General features: G+C 54.6%; 14 protein-coding genes and 1 pseudogene. 4 read left to right on the top strand and 11 right to left on the bottom strand.

Translation table 11 applies throughout. From position 1 onward, the window contains the following. Positions 1-237, top strand: a pseudogene (locus ACFQND_RS12765) (Tn3 family resolvase); the annotation flags it as partial. Between the two features lie 42 nt (positions 238-279). Here the strand turns inward: ACFQND_RS12765 and ACFQND_RS12770 are convergent. The 4 genes from ACFQND_RS12770 to ACFQND_RS12785 all read right to left on the bottom strand — a co-directional run bounded on the left by ACFQND_RS12770 (position 280) and on the right by ACFQND_RS12785 (position 5955). After that, a complete protein-coding gene (locus ACFQND_RS12770; protein WP_371435875.1) occupies positions 280-3213 on the bottom strand; it encodes a Tn3 family transposase in 2934 nt (977 codons plus the stop codon). Between the two features lie 69 nt (positions 3214-3282). Further along, entirely contained in the window at positions 3283-3621 is a 339-nt protein-coding gene (locus ACFQND_RS12775; RefSeq protein ID WP_371435874.1) for a hypothetical protein, read from the bottom strand. A 305-nt stretch (positions 3622-3926) separates the two neighbouring features. After that, on the bottom strand, positions 3927-5042 hold the full coding sequence (locus ACFQND_RS12780) for a hypothetical protein (RefSeq protein ID WP_371435873.1): 1116 nt from the start codon (positions 5040-5042) through the stop codon (positions 3927-3929). 283 nt (positions 5043-5325) lie between these two features. Continuing rightward, positions 5326-5955, bottom strand: a complete 630-nt coding sequence (locus ACFQND_RS12785) for a hypothetical protein (protein WP_371435872.1) — start codon at positions 5953-5955, stop codon at positions 5326-5328. A 644-nt stretch (positions 5956-6599) separates the two neighbouring features. On the opposite strand from ACFQND_RS12785, the gene ACFQND_RS12790 reads away from it, so the two are divergent. Then, positions 6600-7934 (top strand): hypothetical protein, encoded by a 1335-nt coding sequence (locus ACFQND_RS12790; protein WP_371435871.1) that lies wholly within the window; start codon positions 6600-6602, stop codon positions 7932-7934. 97 nt (positions 7935-8031) lie between these two features. Here the strand turns inward: ACFQND_RS12790 and ACFQND_RS12795 are convergent, their stop codons facing one another. Next, entirely contained in the window at positions 8032-8583 is a 552-nt protein-coding gene (locus tag ACFQND_RS12795) for a helix-turn-helix transcriptional regulator (protein WP_371435870.1), read from the bottom strand. A gap of 42 nt (positions 8584-8625) precedes the next feature. On the opposite strand from ACFQND_RS12795, the gene ACFQND_RS12800 reads away from it, so the two are divergent. Next, positions 8626-8895, top strand: coding sequence for a hypothetical protein (locus ACFQND_RS12800; RefSeq protein WP_371435869.1), 270 nt, complete (start codon positions 8626-8628; stop codon positions 8893-8895). Positions 8896-9376: 481 nt separating this feature from the next. On the opposite strand, the gene ACFQND_RS12805 is transcribed toward ACFQND_RS12800, so the two are convergent. From ACFQND_RS12805 to ACFQND_RS12820, 4 genes are all read right to left on the bottom strand, one after another. Further along, positions 9377-14497 (bottom strand): helicase-related protein, encoded by a 5121-nt coding sequence (locus ACFQND_RS12805; RefSeq protein ID WP_371435868.1) that lies wholly within the window; start codon positions 14495-14497, stop codon positions 9377-9379. A gap of 235 nt (positions 14498-14732) precedes the next feature. After that, positions 14733-15152, bottom strand: a complete 420-nt coding sequence (locus ACFQND_RS12810; protein ID WP_371435867.1) for a hypothetical protein — start codon at positions 15150-15152, stop codon at positions 14733-14735. 66 nt (positions 15153-15218) lie between these two features. Continuing rightward, positions 15219-15506, bottom strand: a complete 288-nt coding sequence (locus ACFQND_RS12815; RefSeq protein WP_371435866.1) for a hypothetical protein — start codon at positions 15504-15506, stop codon at positions 15219-15221. Next, positions 15496-15774 (bottom strand): hypothetical protein, encoded by a 279-nt coding sequence (locus tag ACFQND_RS12820; protein ID WP_371435865.1) that lies wholly within the window; start codon positions 15772-15774, stop codon positions 15496-15498. Before ACFQND_RS12820 ends, ACFQND_RS12815 begins: the two co-directional genes overlap by 11 nt. Before the next feature lie 406 nt (positions 15775-16180). On the opposite strand from ACFQND_RS12820, the gene ACFQND_RS12825 reads away from it, so the two are divergent. Beyond that, on the top strand, positions 16181-16957 hold the full coding sequence (locus tag ACFQND_RS12825) for a hypothetical protein (RefSeq protein ID WP_371435864.1): 777 nt from the start codon (positions 16181-16183) through the stop codon (positions 16955-16957). 60 nt (positions 16958-17017) lie between these two features. Here ACFQND_RS12825 and ACFQND_RS12830 read toward each other — a convergent pair whose 3' ends face one another. Next, positions 17018-17569 (bottom strand): hypothetical protein, encoded by a 552-nt coding sequence (locus tag ACFQND_RS12830; protein ID WP_371435863.1) that lies wholly within the window; start codon positions 17567-17569, stop codon positions 17018-17020. A gap of 194 nt (positions 17570-17763) precedes the next feature. After that, on the bottom strand, positions 17764-17988 hold the full coding sequence (locus tag ACFQND_RS12835; protein ID WP_371435862.1) for a hypothetical protein: 225 nt from the start codon (positions 17986-17988) through the stop codon (positions 17764-17766). Between the last annotated feature and the right edge of the window lie 727 nt (positions 17989-18715).

The raw sequence follows: 18715 nt of genomic DNA on the forward strand, positions 1-18715 counted from the left end.
CGCGGCTTGGCCCGTGGCCACCGGCTGATCGAGCAGACCTGTTTCGAGCGTTTCGCCATGCAACGCCTGAACACCGAGGGCACGCTCTACGAGCTGGCGATTCCCTACCTGTCCCGCGAATTGCTGGACGAGGTGATTGCCACGCTTCTCGATGACATGTACCGCATCGCCGAGGACAACCAGTGCCTGCTGGAAACCTCGTTTCACGAACCCGCCACCGACACCTATTGGGATTGAGGTAATAGGTCGCCAAGGGAGGTAGGACCTGCAGTTGACCTGTCAAGCGCTCCGTTTTGACGGTGCCGCTGTCTGGGTCAGGAGCATGTTTGCATACCTTGACACACCGAATTTGAACATCCCCCTGAAGTTCACGTGTGAGAAGTGGGCTGGACCCATCCGCGCCAGCCACGCGTCCTCGATCTTCTGGTTGGAACGGCGCCACTTGTCGACGGTTTCCTGCATGCGGTGAGTATTCCAGGCCACTACAAGGTTGGTTAGCAAGGTATGTGAACCGGATATCGCAATCATTTCGTCGCGCCGGCGCCCACGTTCCGGGGACACCTTGCCAAAATAGACTGCGCGCTGCAGCTGGTGTACCGACTCGCCTCGGTTCAGGATGGTGTGAATCTCGCGGCGAAACGCCGTATTGCTGAAGTAGTCGCACAAAAACAGCGTGCGCAGTAGCCGACCCAGCTGGTCGGCCGCCCTATGGACCGGGTCACCTTGCGCGGCGCTGCCAAAGCGCTGCAGGGCAACGTTGGCGCTGACGCGGCCGCTGCGAATCGACGCAGCCAGCCGCAACAGTTCATCCCAGCCCTTGCGGATAGCACCCAGTGACACATCGCGTACCAGCACCTGGTCCAGTCCTTCCGGCGCTTCCATGATGCGCGGCAGGAACAGCTTGCGCTCGGCCAGGTCACGCAAACGGGGACATAGATCAAAACCCAGTAACTTGGAAATCGCCATGGCAGGATTGGTATAGCCGTGCGTATCGACGGCAAGCAGTGACAGGCGTACCCGGTCGGTGCTGTCGTTGTAGCGAACTACGCCTTCAATGGCCGGACCGGCCTGGCGCTCATTGAGAACAATTGGCTGGTCATAGATGATGCCGTGCTGGTCAAGCACATGGGTGTACATGCCCGCAGCATGTGTGCGTCGTCGCGGGTCTACCCGGGCGTTCCAGAGATGCTTGGAGGCATCCAGGCTCATCATATCGCTGGACGCCGTTTTGCCGCTGCCCCAGAGTTCAGCAATCGCGTGCCGGCCCTGGAACTCAACCACACGCGCATTCGCCCGACGCAGCCGGCCTGAGGCTTCCAGAGCCCGCATGGCCACCGAGACCTGATCCGGATCGAGCTGGGGCGTCATGGCGGCCACGCTTTTGGCATCAATTTCAGTACCGTGGGCAATCAATGCAGCATACAAGGCGACCAATTCCCGTTCATCCCTGGCCCGGCGTGCCAGCAAGATCTCGCTGAAATTGGTTTGGGCATCCATCTCCAGCAACAAATCGGGAAATTGCACGTCCCCGATCTGCTTGAACATCAGGTCGCGGGTGCGCTTGGGGTCAATTTCTTCTGGCAAGGCCTGCAATGCGGGCAGGTGCAGCGTGCCTTGTGCATCGACACTGAGTTTGCCTTGCTGTTTGGCGTCTGCCACCGCCTGCAGCCCGACTTCGATGTGCTTGAGCAAGGGCTCCAGAAAAATGTCCGCGTCAGCCGGCATGCCGAGAATGGACAGATGGCGCTCCCGGTCTTTGGCCCAGTCAGTGGGTGCAATCAACATCTGGTCACGCTCCCGGTAGGAGAAACTGTGATCAATCCAGACGGAGCCGCGGCGCAGGCTTTTACGAAGACCCACCATGGCGCAGGCTTCCATGGCTTTGAGGGCTTTTTTGCGGTCAGGGTCATCCACCAGGTTCCGCCAGGGTTTGTCGATGGGGAAAGCCCGGTCTTGGGGCAGCTCGGTCAACTTGCCGGCGTAGATGTTCTTGAGCGAGGTAAGCAGCTTCAGGCTGTTGTCATTGGCTCGCCCCTCAAAGTTCAGATCCTGCAGACTGCTGAGCAGCGCCCGCACCCGGGTGGGTTCTTCGGTCAGCATTTGCCGAACGCTTGCAGCGTGGCTGTTGTTGGCGGCCTGAACTACGTCCGCCACCAGTTCGCCGATGGCCGCCAAACGCTCATCGGCTGACCGGCTGGTGTCGTCCACGAGGGATTTGATGGAGACGAGGCGCTCGCGGTACTCCACAGATGAGCGCGCCTGGCGGGTCTGGGTTTTGTCATACGCTTGGCGGACGAGGTCGGACACCCGCCGGCCCGACTGATAAATCACCATATCCGTCAATTCAAGCAGGCTGATCCGCAAAAAGAAAACCAGCTCAATGGTCTGCGATGACTCCTTGAGCTCCCGGGTCTTGGCGGGGCGGCGTGCCTGGATAGCTTGGGCGTAGCCGCGTTGTTTCTCCAGTGGGATGGACTCGAAGGTCCAGGTATGGACCTCAAGGCTTTTGAGGAACCTGATTTTTTCGAGCGTTTCTGCGAGAGTGGTTGGGCTGTGGCGCTTGGGCGGCGTCTTGAGCCATTCCAGCACCGTGAAGGAGCCGCCCTTGTGCAGCCCAAAAACCACCGATTGGCAGCGCGTGATGGCGTTGCCGGGAATGACTGCCTTGATAGCCTTCAGAATGGCCGCATCGACGCCAGCATGGCATTGGCGGGCAAGATCTCGAACCTGCCGGTCCCCGAGGATGAGCAACTTTCTTTCATAAAGCCAATGGTTGGCAGCAGTGACCAGTTCATCGACAGAGTTGACCTCGTTGGCCTGGGCGCTGAGATGGCTGACGAGGAGATCGCTACCGGCCTGGTCAATGTCCTTTAGACCCAGGTAGTCCTTAAGCCAAAGTAGATGCTCATACAGCGTTTGGCGCCGTGTGTAGAGGGAGCGCAGCGTCGCAATCGTAGGTGGCTGGACGCCAAGTGCTTCGCCCACATGTGCAAGCAACATCTTTGGCAGCGCTGAAAACCGGTCGAGGGGACGGCCGCAAGCCCTCAGAAAGACGAGCAGCACTGCTACGGCAGTGCGACGATCCGCTCGAAATCGCTCGTTTATGGCGGCGAGGTCCGCAGCAGAAAGCCGGAAATATTGCTGAACATCAAACTCAGAGAGGCGAACCGGTAGGCTGTCAACACCTACATACCGCAATTCATAGTTGGCCATGAAACACCCGCGAATGGACGATTTGGCAACTTTAATTGAAACTGGAAGAGGCCAGGGCCCGCACAGAGCCTAGGTTCCGACGGTAACCGTGTCAATTTGCATTGAAAGTACGATTACCCCAACGAGTGCTTTCGCTATCTTTTCGGCAAGTTCATGCTCTTTGCGGTCTTTCAGTCCCTCCAGACGAATCCTCAGAACGAGGCTGAATCTGTAGAAAACCAAAAACATTGCAACTGCCATGGCAGTGGTGAGATGTGAGTTTTCAGCAAGGCCGAAAACGCCGGCAACAACAGCACCCAATGTCGAGAAGGTGTTGGCAAAGTTGAGAAAATTCTCAAGCCATGCCTGGCTGTCCAGTCGCTTGTTGAGTGCGTTGAGTAAGCCATCTAGGATGGCTTTCATGTTCATATTTGCTCCCCTTGTAGTTATTTTGAAATAACCGACCAGGGAGCTCCCCAACTGGGGAACCCCAGTCGGGTGTGGTTTAGGCGTGTACACGACACGCACATCGCATGGTGCGAAGTGGATAAATTTTAGCTTGTGTTTCAGGCCCTGCGGGCAGCTTTTCAACGTACTGGCGGCCTGTAGGTGAATTTCACCTGGACGTTCATTGAAAGGAACCAGCGGTAATCATGTCTCGCATAGTAGGCAAGTGAACCAGCGCGTGGTTATGAGGCTTTGCATCAGGCGCAGCACTTCGCGCCCGAGGTGCATCAGCTTGCCTTGAGCCGTAACGAATAAACGCTTTTGAGTCCAGCCATGGCCGCCGCTTCGGTGGGGCCGTATTCAGTGATCCAGTGACGAATCACGGTGTTGCGCACCACACCGGGCCCCTTGGCAACGTAGGTCACGCTCTCCAGTTGTTTCATGTCGCGCAGCCGCAAGAGCGCTTGACTGACCGTGTGATAAACGCTGGTGGAGTCCATCAGCGGGAAGACTTCCGTACCTGAACGAGCGCGGCGTGCAACAAAGAGTGGGCCATTCTGACCATGGGTGGCCATGAACTGGTCACGCTGGCGTAACGGACCTGTGGCAGCACTGCGTTCCACCAGGAGGCGCTGCCGCCATGCCAGCCAGGCGCGTACAAGAGGTGCAAGATGCGGCCGGATGGGCAGCGTGCGGCCGACATGACTACTTGTCTCCATGACATCGAGCAGCAGTTCAGGTCCGGGTGTCGCCAATATGGATTGCTGAACATTGGACGTTGCAACGGCCCTGCCCTGTGTCGCTTCCACAAGATCCATGCCGCGCAGCGCGATCAATTCGGTGACGGTGATGCCGGTTTCCACCAGTACGGCGAGGATGGCCCGGTCACGCGCATACCACCAGTTGGCTTCAGTCTTCTTTGGAAAAATGGCCTCGATGGTTGATGGCTGCACCAGGATGCTGAATACGAACGGTTCCAGCACCTGCGAGATGCGGTCACTCTCCGAAATCGTCGGTTTATCCTTCTCATCCATGCCCAGCGCCGGGTTCTGGTCGACCAACTTGCCTTTCAGCGCCACGGCGTAGACCCCGCGCAGCAAGCGCCAGTAACGCTGGCGCGTGTAGGAAGACATGCGATTCGGGTTGATGGCATGCCGGCGTGTGACGCCTTGGCCCGGCGCCGCGCCCTGCAGGAAGGTTTGGATGTCCGTGAGCTGTATGGCATCCCAGGCAATTTCTCGTAGAAGGCACCACGAAAGCCAGGCCATCCACAGCGGCTTGTACTTACCGATGGACGCTTCTGACAAATCGCCACGGGCATTTTCTCCTTTGGCCCAAAGATTGAAAGCCTGCTCGGCGGGGAGGACGCCTTCGACTGGTGGCGCTGTCGTTTTGGGTTTCACTGCATTTCCTTGTTTTCGATTGGCGACCTGCAGCCTTGATCCGCTTCAGCCCCATAAAGTGGGACACCCAATCCAGACGTCGGGCGCAATCGGCATTGTCCTTGGCGAAACGTATTGCCAGGGTTGCGACTGGGAGTTGGCCAAGGGTGCAACGGATGCCGCGCATGCTTGGCGCTGCCGCTGCTGAGCCTGCTTTCCCAGTTGGACGCGAGAAAGTGCGCACTCAGTCTCAGGCGTGCGACGTTCGTGCGAAGCAACACGTTTGTGCTGGCCATGGTGATGACTATGCCAGCACCAGGCACAGGGCATGGCGCAATTGCGAACCCATCGTTTGGGTGATGTGCTGGGGCGCGGCCATGGCGTTGTGCAGGTTGATGGTGGCCTGGGCCATGGTCTGGAAGTTGGCAATGGCCGGCTCGGAGAGCTCGATGTGCGCGTTCACACGTTCACCTTGAACATTCACGATCAGGGGGTTGAAGTTCAGGCTCAACAAGGTCGCCATGTTGTCCGCTTGAGGGCTTAAAAAGTGCATCCAGTAGGGCCACTGCGTGGTGATGGCCTGGAAGAAGTGCGCGATCGCACGAATCTGGGCGATTTCGTGAGGCTCCCGGTTGTAACCACTGAATGCCAGTCGCAGGCGGCTCATGTTCTGGGCGCAGGCCATGGGCGTATCTGTCAAGGCCATCAGGCGGTCCACCGCGGAGCCAATGCGGCCGCTTTCCACCTCCCGGCGGGTGAATGTCAGGTCGATGGTGGGCAGGACGGCGCGGGTGAGCGCGCTCGACAGGTTGGAGTCAGCCCAAGGGCTGGGCCCGTCATACGCCGGCGGCGCGGCGCGCTGCAGAAACTGCTGGTGGAGCCAATCGGCGAGCTTGTGTGGAGGGGGCGGGGAAGGGGTGTGCTTGGCGTTCATATTTGTTCAATCTACACCAATTCAAAGCTAGCGCAAGGCCCCTCCTCCCCCCTTGATAGACCGGTATTTTGCGACCGCCCAATTCGCGCTGCGCTGGGATTTGCGGCGTGGCCCGTGTGTAAGGTGGAATTAAGGGGGAAAAAAGGTCTATCAAGGTGGGGGAGGGGTCGAAAAAGAGACGTCGTTTGATGTGGGATGAGAGGGTGCGTTTGGTGTAGATCGAATTACTTTGTAGTTGCATTTCAATGATGGATTGCTGTAAACTCATAGCCATTCCCTTGTCCGAGGCTGTGTCCAAATGGCTGCCATGCAAGGGTCTGCGGGTCCAGTGCCCGCCTTTAACTGAGCAATGACCGCGATCCACGATCGCGCCTTTTTGCATCCGTGCCGTTCTGGTGCGGAATTGATCCCTCTTTGAATCTTTGGTCTGTCCGGACGCGCATTCGTGCGTCTGTCGGTATCTGTCTCTGAACTTGTGCGCAACGCGGCCGCTCGCGTGTGCATTGCCACGTCCGCTGGCCACCCTCCCCCTTTTTGCCACTCGTCTGCCCTACCCTGGGCCGATTCCCAAAGCATATGCACGCCTGCGCCTGCCTGTGCTTTGGGAATCGATGGTCGATTCACTAAACCCCTGGAGAGCTCCCATGTCCACATCTATTTCGTCTGCCAAATCTGGCCCACAACAGTTCGCCGCCCTGGACCAGGCGCTGAAAAACTTTGACCGTCTGAGCGTGCGCCCGCCGGCCGGACAACCCGCTCATGCGCCGGATCTGGACGCAGCTGGCGCCGAGTTGCCCCCGCTGCTGGCCAGGCATATCAGCAAGGCCTTGAATACCACCTCGCAAGGAATTCCGCCCGAGTTCGCCAATGCATGGGAATGGGCCGCGTCCTGGGTGAGCGAAAACGGTGTCACCCTGCCGCCCGACACCTCCTACTACCGCGGGTTGCGCAACTGGTTCTGCTACCAGGTGAGCATGAACAAGAAAAACAAGCTCAGCGCGAAGTCCCGCGCCCTGCTGGCCCAGCACAAAATTGATCTTTCAAAATACCGTGCCGACAATACCGGCCGTGGCCATCGCATGGATGATGACTTTTACATACATGCATTGCGCCAGCATCATGCCAAACACAACACCTACGACTTGAATGCAGACTGCAGCCCTGATTTACTGCAATGGCAAAAGCGCTTGCTTGACAGCTATTTCGCCGGCGGCACCTCCACACGCATGCGGGGCATCGCCCTGCAGCTGGCCGGGTTCACCTATGGGCAATGGCAGCGCCCTGGCGAGGCTCCCATTCCCAGCAATCAGTACAGTTGGTGGCTCCGCGCCGGCGAGTTCCGTATCGCAACCCAGGACCGCCCGGCATTTCGCGGCCGCATTGACCTGACCACCCCCGCGCACCTGCGTGAATGGGCATCCGAGCAGATTGGTCTGGCCGGAAAACGCCAGCTAAGCCCCCGCCAGCGTGGCGAGTTGATGACATTGAATCTCATCACACGCTCTGAACACCGCCTGAGCCAACAAAAATCCGTGGCGCTGGCCATGGCCCGGGGCACGCACAACGAAAGCCAGATCTTTGGCAAGCGTGAACGCGACCTGAAAACCTTTCTTGGCGCAACCTTGCTGGCTCACCTGCTGCGCAGCAATGCAGAACTGTCCACCGTCTATGGAACTTTGAGCATTGCCCCCGCACAGGTCGCTCGGATGCGCGATGAACTGGCGCCATTAATGGAGCAGATTGTCAGCCTCAGCACAAAAACGAACCTCAACGCCCTCCGCAAAATCTACGGCACGTTCACTGAAGAATTCGAAGGATCAAAGACGCTTGTCGCATTGCCAGGAGCAGCAATCGAAACTTTGCGCCCGAAACAAGCCAAGCGCATCGAGCAGCTGGCCAACATCGTCATTCAGGTGCGGGATGCGATGCGCCGTATCAATGTCCGCCAGGACCTGGCGCGTGCCGACGCATTGCAATGACTGAAAGCGCAGGACAAAATCACCCGGCCCGGTCGCACGCCGGCACAGTGGCAAGTGCCAGAAGAGCCTCAGCTCCTGGGCTCATCCGAAACCGGCATCAAATTGCGCCCAGCCAAATCGCCTTGGAAAGACTCTGCAGCTTGTTTTGAGTACCCAGTTTGTCCTGGATGGTCGCCAGATGGAAGTTCACAGTTCGCTCGGTCACACCCATTTCAATGGCACATTCGCGAGGTGAAAGCCCATGAAGTGACATATTCAGGACTTTGAGCTGCTTGATCGTCAGTCCGGACAAGGGCGTCAAAACATTCCGCTTTATCTGAGCCCAGGCCGAAAGCAGTTCCAAAACAAAGTCAGCCACCATCGGCCGATTCCAGGTATCGGCACTGCCAGCGAATACCTCGATCTGCTTGCCTCCAGGCATTTCCATGCCCACACGAACAATACCGCGGCACCCCATGTCCAACCACGGCACCTGCCATGGCTCATTGCGACTGGCAACGACCCAAGCCACACCGGGATGATCACTTTCACGCCAGCTAGACCCAAAAGCATCACTGGCGGCCAGTACGTCGGCGGCACTCCGATAGCTCAAAGGACGCACCAGGAGCGGAGTTCTTTTATCTTGGTGTACAGGATCTGGACCAATCATTGCAATGGCCTTTACCCCACGATTAGTCCATCGACGCATCAAGTGATCAAGAAACACGCTTGGATCGGTGTGCAGAATCCTGTTCAATTCCATACGGATGCTGCCAGAACCGCTGGAATCGTTGGACTACTGAAGCAAAACCACGGATTTACGGAAAATACCCGCGCCAAAATGGGTGCGTATTTTGCCCAGAACAAAGTTAAGTCCGAAACTATTTGTGCGATGGCGGTGGTAGCAAAGATCAGCGCCGTTCCGGAACATGCAGCGTGGAGCTTCCAACTTGTCAGGCTGCGTGCGATTTTCTGGGGATGAAAAGTTTGCCGAAAAATCTTCACGGCGAAAACGGTCTGCCTGGGTACTCCAGCCGTGATTGAGCACTGACGCGCGTTTCCAATTTGCATGCTTGATGCTCTAATCACAGCAACACACCGAGCCGTGCGCATCAATGCAGCGCCCCTTTCAAACAGTTGAAGTAACCGCATGGCCCTCAAGGGAGCACCATAACCTCACCGTCTATTAAGGCCGCGGTATTCGAATACCGTCATTTTTACAAGAAAAAACATCGAAAAGGGCAATTCCAATCAACCCCCAAAATCGGCCTAAATTCGACATTATTCGAATCTCAATATCTGCAAGGGAGCAATTGTTCGCATGGCAACATTTAGCAGAAATTAGGTAATTTTGACCACCTGAAATATTCTGCTCAGAATACGCTCAATCGCCATGTAGGACCGTTTTTCACCAGTTTAAGGTGAGCCATAAAAAAAGCCCCCTCAAAAGAGGGGGCTTCAACTCAAACCGATTCAGTTGCCATATTCTGGCTACCTTCGGCATCTTTATCCAAGTCCAGCTCGGATTCAATCTCCCGTTGACGTTGGAGCAAAGCTTCCAACTTCTCGGCCTGATCAAACTCCTGGACCATCAGGCTGCGTGTTGTGGCAAGTTCGTTCGACTTTTCGCCATATTCATTTCTCAGCATCCCTGGTGTTTCAGCAATCCTTTGAAGCGTTCTGTCAATTGCCAGACCTACCCCTGCCAGATCATTGATATGCGGCCGGTCCACACGCATCGCAGCGCCTGAAATCGGTCCCACCAAGTACAAGTTCGGATCATTGTGAACTTTCGAGTATTCAACGGAAAACCCGCCAAAACTTCCAAGCCCCACTGCCTCACCTCCAGTTGAACCCCTATGGGAGTGCGCCCTGAAGGCACCAGCCAATCCTTGAGCACCATTGCCCAGCGAATCAACTGCCTTACTACCGATCGATGTCGCAGGCACAAAGACACGGTTTGAAGCAAGTGCCTTTTCAGCGAGCTTTGCCTCTGCCTCCATGTTGGCCATGTTCTTGTCGATGTACGCCAAGCGGCTCACAAGTCTCGATTCACGACGGCCCAAGGACCACCGCTCATCTTCCCATTGCGACCGCAGAAGCGAAACCTTCTGCACATCCGCGTCAACCGTGGCTTTCTCCATCACCAAGGGGTTACCCGAAGCGATGGCCTTGATTTCCGCGTAGCTCAACGCTGACATCGAAATGTCCTCTACAGTCCGCAGTCCCGATTCAGCCGTCATCACCTGCTCGATGAAGTTGGCTTTCACGTTCAGCAAGTTCCACGAGTAGGCGTCAAAGCTTCTTTCAGTTACGTACCTCCAGAGCTCAATCGTTTCATTCAAATTGCCCTGACGATCCGCACGCCCGTCACGTTGCTCCACCGCAGATGGCACCCATGGCGCATCCAACTGGTGGATTGCCTTCAAGCGCTTCTGCACGTTAGTGCCCGTACCCATCTTGGCCGTAGACCCCAACAGGAACCGAACTGAACCATCCCTAACCCGCTTGAACAACTTGGCTTTTGCCTTGTCGCTGTCGTGGTCGTGAATAAATTCAATCTGCTCGCCTGGAACCCCTTTGTCGATCAGAAGTCGTTTGACCTCATCGTAGACATTGAAGCTCTTGTTGTTTGGTGTCCCCAGATCGGAAAACACCAACTGCGTACCTTTGATGGCATGCGACTTTTTCCAAATGCTCACCATGTTTTCAGCCGCTATCGCCAACTTACCGTTCTTATCAAACGGCAAGAATGGATCAACCAACCGGATATCCAGTGCCGCGTTTCTGCCGACATTGGTTACCTTGAGCATGTTGTCATCTTCTGGCTTGACTGCTCCTGAACGAATCTTCTCAGCACGATCTACCAGCCCCGCCACAATTCCCAGCAATTCCTCACTGGGTTTAGCCACCATGGTTTGTGCTTTTCCGCCCTCGATTTCAGGAGTCGGGAGATTCAACATCCGCTTGGTGCGAATGTCTGCAACACCACGAAATATCCCCATCAACTCAGGCAGATTGACAAAACGGCAGTACCGCGTATTCATGCGATAACCACCTCCATCAGGCGCAAGTTCAATGCCTGTAACACTTTCGCCGTAGCTTGCGCTCCATGCGTCAAATTCGTACAAGCCGAATTTCTTGAGCGTCTTCGGTTGCAAGTAAACCTGGAACGTGTGCAGCTCGGCCAGACTATTGCTAATCGGCGTGGCAGTTGCCATCACGACACCTTCTTCTCTGCCGCCATGCATATCCATGATGACTCGCGTCTTCATGAAAACATCGAACGCCCGTTGTGACGAAACATTCGGCAGGCCAGCAATGCGGGGCATCTTGGAGATCCTCCCCATATTTTTATAAGCATGTGCTTCATCTAGGAACACTTGGTCAATTCCCAGCTCATCAAACCACACATTCTCTGAATCTTTCTTCCCGGCTGCTACCAGCCGTTCCAATCGAGCCTCCATGTCCTTCATGCGCTTTTCAATCTCTTTGAGAGACCTTTTTGCACCTGAATCCTTGGTCATACTTTCCGCCACACGCGCCTCAGCAAGCATCTTCCGAATGAACTCTTGCTGAACATCAGGCGACAGCATCAATCTTTCGAATGTTGACTGTGTCATCACCACGGCATCGAAGTCCCCTGTGGCCACTCGCGCGGCAAAGGTTCGACGGTTATCACCGTGCAGATCGTCCTTGCTTGCCATCAACACCCGCGCTTGCGGATACAGACGAACAAACTCAGCCGAATACTGTTCCAGGCAGTGGTTTGGAACCACATGCGCCGGCTTGACCGCTTTACCCAATCGACGGAGTTCCATCGACGCAGCGCACATGACCAAGGTCTTTCCTGCACCAACGCAATGCGCCAGCAAGGTATTCCCATTGACCACAACACGCCAAATGCCGTCTTTCTGGTGGCCATAAGGCAGCACCGCGGATGACATTCCAGGCAGCATCAAGTGCGAACCGTCAAACTTGCGATTGACGATCTGGTTGAATGCATCGTTGTAGATGCGAAGCAACCTGTCCCGGCGGGCTGAATCCTGGTAGATCCATTTACGGAAGTGATCCCGTATCGCCTGCCACTTTTCTCTAGCGGCCAACGTCGCCATACGGTCTACAACGCGCTTGCCATCTATTTCCACTGTGATGCTAGGCGGTTGCTGGTTCAACGCGGCTTCCACCAATGTCAGGGCGCAGCGCTTGGCTGTACCCCATTTCGATGTTTGCAACACATGGTCACCAACAAACTCAATCTTCCAGCCCGAGTATTTGACACTCCACGTTGCCGATTGCGCTTCAAACTCTACCGTGATGGCATTGTCCTTTGCAGCAACCAACTCGTTTGCGAACTGTTCGATCACGTCGACCGGAATCCATGGTGCACCTAACCGCGCTTCAACTTCCGAAGGACCAAGATCCTTTGGCAGCACCGCTTCCAGTGCTGGCACGTTTTCAGCGTATGCAGGCCCAGCCGCTTGCGCAGCTGATATTTTGTCGCGGATATGCCCTGAAAGATATTCATCCGTTGGCACCCACCGCCCGAGTTCCGGGTCACGGAATGCTATCGCCTGCGCTCCCAATTCCTTCACAACCTGCATCACCGGCATGCCAGTGCGTGTTGCAAGATCCTTGAGAACAATCTTCCCAAACTCAGCCAGGCTGATCAACATTGCGTCCTTGACGTTGTCAACCTTGTCCGGCACCGTTCGGTGTCCAACAGTGCGCTTGAAGAATATGTCAGCCTTGACGGCCTTCTCATCCTCGTCATCCCACATTTCCAGAGCCAACATCAACGGCCATGAGGGGTCAGATCGCATCAACCTTGAATTCGCGCTGGTGCTCAAATACCCCATGGAAGCCACGAAGGCGTCATAAGTGCCGTTCAACACTGTCTGCAACCGCTGGAGTTCGACATCGTCTTGCGACTTTGCCTGAAACTCAATTACAGCTACAGCGTGTTTCTTCACCTCGATCATTCCGAGAACACGTTTTCTCGACGTTCCGGTATACAGCGTATCAATGTCCAAAAGCTCATCGCCCTCAGACACACATATCCGCCCGTTCTTCACGACCATCGATCCAGGCGCCACGTAACTCTCCATTTCGTAGCGCTGCATTGATGACCGGCTGGTAGACGTTGAATCTTCTACCTTCGCCGTATAGACGTTAGCAGGCAGACTCTCGATCCTGTTTTGCAGCAGCTCTTGCAGATCCGCCGGCGTGCCAGTGAACACAGGGTTCATTGACTCACCGTACTGGGTCGACTCAAAAACCAATCGGCCTAGTACGTTTTCAGGATTACGCACGTAGTAGCTGTTGATCGAGCGGTCCCGATCAATACGATTGCCATACGGCTGACTGATTGTTGTCAGTTCCTGGCCCTGTTTGATCATCTCTGGCGTTGCTTTGCCCAGTTCAACCCATCCAGAGGCCCGGTAGTCAGGTGATTCCCGACGCTTGAGCACAACGATGTCAGTTACAGCTTCAGTGTTTGCCTGGCTTTTGAAGGCCATAGTTGGCAAACGGTAAGATGCAACCAGTTCAGCATGGGCTGACAACCACTTGCGGTGACTGTCTGTTTTGCTGTCGAGGCTGTGTCGCGATGTGATCAGAACAATCAAGCCGCCCGGGCGAACCAGGTCAACTGACTTGCCGATCGCCCAATTGTGAATCGACCAATTTGCATAGTCCGCCGAAGTGGTATCTAGGCTCTTGTGGTCCCCGAAAGGCACATTTCCTATCACCAGGTCATAGAACGCAACCGGCAAACGGGCCTTTTCAAGCGCGCTTGCGTGTACCTGAACACCGAGGGGGCCAAAAGAGGCCTCCAGCATCCCGGCACTGATCGTGTCCAGTTCAACCGCAGTCACATCCGATTTCTTGGCCAGATCCGCGGGCATGCCCGCGAGAAAATGACCTACACCGGCTGTCGGCTCCAAAATCCGGCCGCCCTGGAATCCAAGGTGCTGAACAATTTGCCAAAGTGCAGTGACCACGGCCGGGTCTGTGAAGTAGGCCGAGGTAATGGAAGAACGCATCGCTATGAACTCTTCCTCGCTTGAAAGCGATTCCAGTTCATCACGTTGGTCTGCCAGTGTGTGACGTTTTGACCCGTCTGGTGTGAACAGCCGAGCCAACCCGCCCCAACCACAGTATTTCAACAACGTGGCGCGATCTTCATCATTCACTTCCCGCTTGGAGCTCTGCAGGTCACGAAGCAATCTGACAGCCGTGAGATTGTCAGCGATTCGTACTTCTGCTGAAGCGTTGGGCGAATAGTCATCAGGATCAATCAGCGGCCAGGCAACCTTACGGTCAGTCCAGTCAGACAGATTGTTGGATGTTGTACCCCATTCCTGGATTACCTCCATGCCAAACGATTGCTCTTCGGCGTCCTCAAAGGAGAAACTTTCGCCGGCAGTGATGTTGGCGTCCATTTCAAAAACAACATTGGCCACAGCACTGGTGACTTCAGCGATCTCCGTCTTTGCAGACGGCGCCATGAAATCATTGAGGCTGAAACCTTCCAACCAGACAGAAGCCTGTTTGGAATTGCTTGCAATTTGGGTATTACCCATCGTGTAACTCCAATTCATTAAGGAATTGAAGGGACACGCATTTCCCCTTGCGGGGATTTGCGTGTCCCCGCTTGGTGGAAAAATATTTAGGCGCAGCCAACAGGGCTAGCCTGTCGCTACGCATCGAGGAAGTCAGAGACTCCCTTTCGATTGGTTTGGCCTATTGACCTTTCGCAAAGACTGTTTGAAGCCCTTGAGAAAGGCCCCTCATTGAGGGGCCCGTGGTTAAAGTTATCTACTGGCGAATCAGCCAGCCTGTGTAGGCAGAACTTTCGAAGCGTTCCAACACAAAGCTGTGTCGAATACTTTTGTCGGTCCTGGCTTCACAAGCCACTCCGCGGTGAACAAACTCTGCGGGCGACTCGTGACGTGTAACGTCAGATGCCGCTCGCAAAACCTCATTCAGGCGGGCTGTCTCCTCCAGGTAGAGCATGTGCTGGCGCATGGCGCTGTTAGGCCAGGCTACGTGTTGCTCGTAGACTGAAGATTCGATGGCCACACGACCTTGAGGGAAGTGATTCCCTGCAAGACTGGTGACATCGACTGCTTTTCCCGTGGCGATCATTGCGTCAAATGGTCTTTGAACTGGGGGGGTGCTCCGTGCAGTTGCCGGCCCGAAATTCAAATGGTTGGCTCTCATTCTTCTTTTTTCCATGATTTACTCCAGCCCCGGCTTTCATTCCGGAGCGTGTGAGCTCTGTTTGCTGGCTGCGAATGCAGCCTACCCAAACAAGTTGTCTTCAGTTTCAGCATGCGAACTCCGGACGGGACCAGCTTCTGCCAGTTTCTTGCCGTTATTGAGCTCATCGAGAGCAACTTCCTGCTCTTCCAAGTTCGTTCGCAGTTCCTCCTGTTTCTTTTTGAGAGCAAGTGCCTCTTTGCTCTTTTGCCTTTCACGAAGCCGTTTGAAACGCTTGCCGATTTTTTGTGTCTCCAAAACCGGGTCATACCCGGGTATCGAGATCACGACCTTCCTACATCTTTCGATCTGAAAAAGGTTATTTGCCATAGGTATCTCCATGTGAGAGCAGCGGCAGGTATCTGCTTGCTACTTGCATTTGCGCGAGACCACTTGTTGGGTAGTTACTTGCGTTGAATCGCTTGGTCTGGTGGTTGTGAGTTCCGTCGTTGAAGTACATCACTTCGATTTCCTGCCCTGCAGTTTCGATGTGACGCACGACAACGGTGGCTCCAGCACCCTCGCATACCAACGACTCCCCTTTGAGGAATAACTCATTAGCCGCCGAATAGACGACCTCAAAGCTGTCCAACTTCATGTCGTTCCTTTGCTTCTGAAAACGCCAAATACAGCAAAGCACAGACTGCAAAGCCAATACGTGTGTATTTGGAGTGGTGGATTACCCGAAGCAGGGTCACTTTCGTGTCCTGTGTCCAGGTTGGACATCGGGGTATTGAGACCTCTGAGTGAAGTCTCCTGGCGTGGCCAGAATTGAAGGCTGGCATTGCGCCAGCAAAAGGTCAGAAGACCTAGTGGTTTAAGTTTACCGTAATTCTGGGCAAGGTCGCAAGAATTAGGCTGGCCAAGCCTATTTTTCAACCCTCCAGCCCCAGCCAAATTTCCAAGTCACAGCACCGATCCAGTGAGATGTTTTCCCGAGCTATGCACCGTTTATAGAGCGTATAGCGATCATCCACCGTCTTAAGAGCCCGTAATATCATCGGATGGGAATCCCTGACTTCGATCTGCTCAAAACGTCCTTTTTTGGTCCGTGGGTGCCCTCCCCTGGCACAAAGAATCGTGTTCAGCACCATTACCTGTCCATAGCGCACTGGTTTGAGAGCGCCAAGTTCATGCCGGCACGACCGGACTTACGTGATGCGGTACTGCACTGCCCTACGGCGAAGGAAGCCCGAAAGTTTGCGAAGGCCCGGCAATCTGCATGGCGATCCGACTGGAGCCTGGTACGGCATGCCGTCCTTGTTGCAGGGCTTGGATTTCTGAGTCTTGACCGGCCGGATCTCAACCTGGTGGCCTTGCCACCGGATTCACTGGCTTCCTGCTTGGGCGGGCTCAAAACACCAGAGACTTTTATCAAGAACTGTGTTGTACGATTTCAGTCCTGGGGACAAGGGCCGCGGATCGCTACCTTTGGTGCGCTGACAGCACCCGATGGAATTGTTGGGAAGAAACTGAGCAAAGTTGTACAGAACAAACCGACATGGACCCTTGTTTCCTTATGCAATAACCAGACCGCATGGAGAGTTCATGACTGGGCACTGTCCAATTACATTCCTGTCAAATATGTTGGTCAGCCAAAGCTGCGTTCATCAGCTGCCGTCTTGAACGCCCTGTTGGAGAACTCAGACCAGCTGGTGGTTTTCGAATTGAGGGGTGGCAAGAAGGCCGACGCCATCATTCAGAAAGCTCGGGCACTGAAGGTCTCTGTAACCCTGGAGTTGTACGTCGCTTCCGAATTGGCAACTTCCGATTTCACCTAACCAGAAAAGCACAAAAGAAAAAAGGCCGCAAGCATAATGCTTGCGGCCTTTTTTGTTCATTTACCGTTGAACATACGCGGTGTTGTAAGTCCGCCTGAGCACACGAATGGCTCCATTCGTATTCACAAGCAGCACATTGTCATTTGGTGCTACTGCATCAAATGGCGCTGGCTGGACCACAGTCACAACACGAATTCCGGAACTGGAACGGGGATCACGGAGCCCAATCACAATTTCCTGTGCATCGCTGGCGCTCACGGCGTTCGCAATGCGTTCTCCTGCAAATCCACCACCCATAGCACCGAGTGCACCCAGGAGTGCCTTTGCTTGATAGTTACCGCCGCCCAGGCTGTTGCCAAGGAGAGCGCCCACCAAACCACCACCTGTTGCACCACCAGTACGAGCCTGCCATGAGGCTTCGGCTTTCTTGATGGACACCTGCAGCACCACGCCTTCTTCGGTCGTGGACATGGTTTGTACCTGGTTGCCACCGTACACGTTGCCCGATTGAGCACGCGCACCAGGGGCAAAGCCAAATACCATCACGAGGCTGATCACACCGAGTACGTTGATCACAACATCGGACATACGCACTTTATTTTTCGCTTCCATAGCAATTCTCCAAGAAAAAAGCAGGAAGCAACCCCGAAGGGAAGTTATCCCTGCGGGTTGAAATACACCATGCGGTAGCCTGGCGTGCGCCACCGAAATGGTGGCAATGAATGACCTTGCGGCCGAATAAATGAACTGCTTTGCGCTTAAACAAAACAGAATCAAAATTCCACGAATGAAATAACGCTGAAGGACTAATCCTCAGAGTTATCTATCGCATGAATGAAGTTATCTTGAGCTTCATCGTCATGATGGTTTCGAAGCATCAGATTGTTTGGATTGAGAGGATCTAACTCATCTCTCACAAACTGATTCGGATCATCTTCGTCATAGGCCCCCCCTGAGGAGGTCAAGCCTGAAACGATGCCTATGAGCATCAAACAAGCAGCTACAACGGCGAACCAAGCAATGGGACTCATACCAACTCCTGGAAGGAATTGACAGGTACCGCCTTGACGGAAGTAACCGTCAAGGTTGTTGAAGGCGCACATGGAGTGCGCGAAATGCCAAGGTGGCAAAGCGTTTGTATTCTCTCTGGAATGTAGTTTTTAGTCAATCAATGAGGTCCATTTCTGACTGATTCGCTACGAATAATTGGGTGGGTTGGCCCTTTGCCAAGTCATCATGCTGGCCAACAGCCCTGGCTGGGATTATTGAGCGTTGTTCCCCCCATCGCTCATGTCGAAATTCACGGATACTCGTACCCCACTTTTTCGGGGATTCAGATCGAGACAGTCACCTAAATCGACAGTTTCAATGCCATCTGAAGTTCAAAATCAGTGCGTGCTTTAGCTTTGCATTGAGGGTGAACGGCCACGCGACATCTCTGTTTGAGCATCACTGGCAAGTCAGATCCGGCGAATTGATGTCTTCCATCCAACGCACTTCATTGAGATCGAAAGTTCTTTATATGTGCTGGTAACAGGACCAATTCTGAATACAGCCAAATTTGATTGCCACTCATAGCTGGTGGACTGGCCTCTTAACCATGCCTACTATCCGGGTCAATGTTTTCGTTAGACGTAAGAAAAATATTCGGCGCACAGGTTGCACGATTGCGAAATGGACTTGACCCGTTTCAATAGACACCTGATAAGGTCGAAATTGAAAAGGAGAAAAAGTCATGAAGAGAGTCAGCTACACAGC

The sequence above is a fragment of the Polaromonas aquatica genome (assembly GCF_042659145.1).
Taxonomy (GTDB): domain Bacteria; phylum Pseudomonadota; class Gammaproteobacteria; order Burkholderiales; family Burkholderiaceae_C; genus Polaromonas; species Polaromonas aquatica.

Coding starts and splice junctions, on each gene's coding strand:
- ACFQND_RS12770 (WP_371435875.1), bottom strand. CDS start 3,213: ATGGCCAACTATGAATTGCGGTATGTAGGTGTTGACAGCCTACCGGTT.
- ACFQND_RS12775 (WP_371435874.1), bottom strand. CDS start 3,621: ATGAACATGAAAGCCATCCTAGATGGCTTACTCAACGCACTCAACAAG.
- ACFQND_RS12785 (WP_371435872.1), bottom strand. CDS start 5,955: ATGAACGCCAAGCACACCCCTTCCCCGCCCCCTCCACACAAGCTCGCC.
- ACFQND_RS12790 (WP_371435871.1), top strand. CDS start 6,600: ATGTCCACATCTATTTCGTCTGCCAAATCTGGCCCACAACAGTTCGCC.
- ACFQND_RS12795 (WP_371435870.1), bottom strand. CDS start 8,583: ATGATTGGTCCAGATCCTGTACACCAAGATAAAAGAACTCCGCTCCTG.
- ACFQND_RS12805 (WP_371435868.1), bottom strand. CDS start 14,497: ATGGGTAATACCCAAATTGCAAGCAATTCCAAACAGGCTTCTGTCTGG.
- ACFQND_RS12810 (WP_371435867.1), bottom strand. CDS start 15,152: ATGGAAAAAAGAAGAATGAGAGCCAACCATTTGAATTTCGGGCCGGCA.
- ACFQND_RS12815 (WP_371435866.1), bottom strand. CDS start 15,506: ATGGCAAATAACCTTTTTCAGATCGAAAGATGTAGGAAGGTCGTGATC.
- ACFQND_RS12820 (WP_371435865.1), bottom strand. CDS start 15,774: ATGAAGTTGGACAGCTTTGAGGTCGTCTATTCGGCGGCTAATGAGTTA.
- ACFQND_RS12825 (WP_371435864.1), top strand. CDS start 16,181: ATGGGAATCCCTGACTTCGATCTGCTCAAAACGTCCTTTTTTGGTCCG.
- ACFQND_RS12830 (WP_371435863.1), bottom strand. CDS start 17,569: ATGGAAGCGAAAAATAAAGTGCGTATGTCCGATGTTGTGATCAACGTA.
- ACFQND_RS12835 (WP_371435862.1), bottom strand. CDS start 17,988: ATGAGTCCCATTGCTTGGTTCGCCGTTGTAGCTGCTTGTTTGATGCTC.